The following is a 1,679-nucleotide window of genomic DNA, read 5'->3' as shown; positions in this document are numbered from 1 at the left end:
GGGCGCAGGAGTTGGGGCAGCCGTTGATGTGCAGGGACAATGCCTGGGGCAACTGGCCGCTGTCCGCGAGGTCGGCCAGGCGGCGTTCCAGCTCGGCGACGGCGGTGGCTGCCGTGACCTTGGTTTCCACGATGGCGAGCTTGCAGAATTCGATGCCGGTGCAGGCGATGGTGCCGCGGCGGAACACGGACGGGCGGGCGGAGAGGCCTAGGGTGTCCAGTTCGGCGACGAGCGGTTCCACCTGCTCCTTGGCGACGTCCAGCACAACGATCTTCTGGTGCGGCGTGGTGCGCAGGCGGAAGGAGCCGCGGGCTTCGAGGGTGTCCGCGAGCTTCACGAGTTGGCTTCCGGAGAGACGACCGGCCAATGGTGTGGCTCCGATGAAGAACTTGCCGTCCTTCTGCTCGTGGATGCCGACGTGGTCGCCCGGGGTCGAGGGCTTGGGCGCTGCGGGGCCGTCGGAAAGCTTGAAGCCGAGGTATTCGTCCTCAAGGATCTGGCGGAACTTTTCGGGACCCCAGTCGGCCATGAGGAACTTCAGGCGTGCCTTGGTGCGCATGCGGCGGTAACCGTAGTCGCGGAAGATGCTGGTGACGCCGAGCCACACTTCGGCGGCTTCCTCAGGCTTCACGAACGCGCCGAGGCGCTTGGCGAGCATCGGGTTGGTGGACAGCGCGCCGCCTACCCAGAGGTCATAGCCGACGCCGAGTTCGGGGTGGACCATGCCGACCAGGCCGAAGTCGTTGATCTCGTGGACCACGTCCTGCGAGGGGTGGCCGGTGATGGCGGTCTTGTATTTGCGCGGCAGGTTGGCGAGCTCGGGGTCGCCGATGAAGCGCTCCGCGAGTTCGTGGATCAGCGGCGTGGGATCGATGATCTCGTCCTTGGCGATGCCGGCAACCGGTGAGCCCAGGATGACGCGCGGGACGTCGCCGCAAGCCTCGGTGGTGGACAGGCCGACGGATTCGAGGCGGCGCCAGATTTCGGGCACGTCCTCCACCCGGATCCAGTGCAGCTGGATGTTCTGGCGGTCCGTCAGGTCGGCGCTGCCGCGGGCGAAGTCCACGGAGATCTGGCCGATGACGCGCAACTGCTCAGTGGTGAGCGCACCGCCGTCGATCCTCACGCGGAGCATGAAGTACTTGTCCTCGAGCTCGTGCGGCTCAAGCGTGGCGGTCTTGCCGCCGTCGATCCCGGGCTTGCGCTGGGTGTAGAGGCCCCACCAGCGGAAACGGCCGTGGAGGTCCGTACCGTCGATCGAGTCGAAGCCGTGCTTGGAGTAGACAGACTCGATACGCTCGCGGACGTTGAGCCCGTTGTCTTCCTGCTTCCAGGTTTCGTTGGCGTTGAGCGGCGCGGTGCCGTCAACCTTCCACTGGCCATGGGGTTTAGCGGCAGGACGGGCGGTGCGGGCCGGGCGCTTGGGTGCAGCCTCGTCCGCAGACGCTCCGGCTAGAGCTGTATCAGTCATGCATCGACTGTAGGGCTGGCCAGAGAGGCGTAACAAAGGTCCGGGAAACGGAAAGTCACCTAGGGAAACATTTCGTCACGAACCGCCGTCGGGCCTTGTTCAGCTGGCCGCGCTGTGCATTCGACATGCCCGCTCAGGAGCGAGCGGCAACCGCCGCGTCGTAGCGTTCCAAGGCGATCTCCGCGAGCACCGGAGAGGGCAGCAGTGG

General features: G+C 66.2%; 1 protein-coding gene. It reads right to left on the bottom strand.

The genetic code is table 11. The features are described 5' to 3' along the window. Positions 1–1,471 (bottom strand): nitrite/sulfite reductase (locus AHiyo1_RS00340; protein WP_059387240.1); only part of this gene is annotated, 1,471 nt, incomplete at its 3' end. Positions 1,472–1,679: the final 208 nt, after the last annotated feature.

It is taken from the genome of Arthrobacter sp. Hiyo1, from assembly GCF_001263615.2.
In the GTDB taxonomy this organism is placed as follows: Bacteria; Actinomycetota; Actinomycetes; order Actinomycetales; family Micrococcaceae; genus Arthrobacter.
Note: the sequence above shows the minus strand (reverse complement) of the source record. Positions and strands in the feature narration are given on the sequence as shown.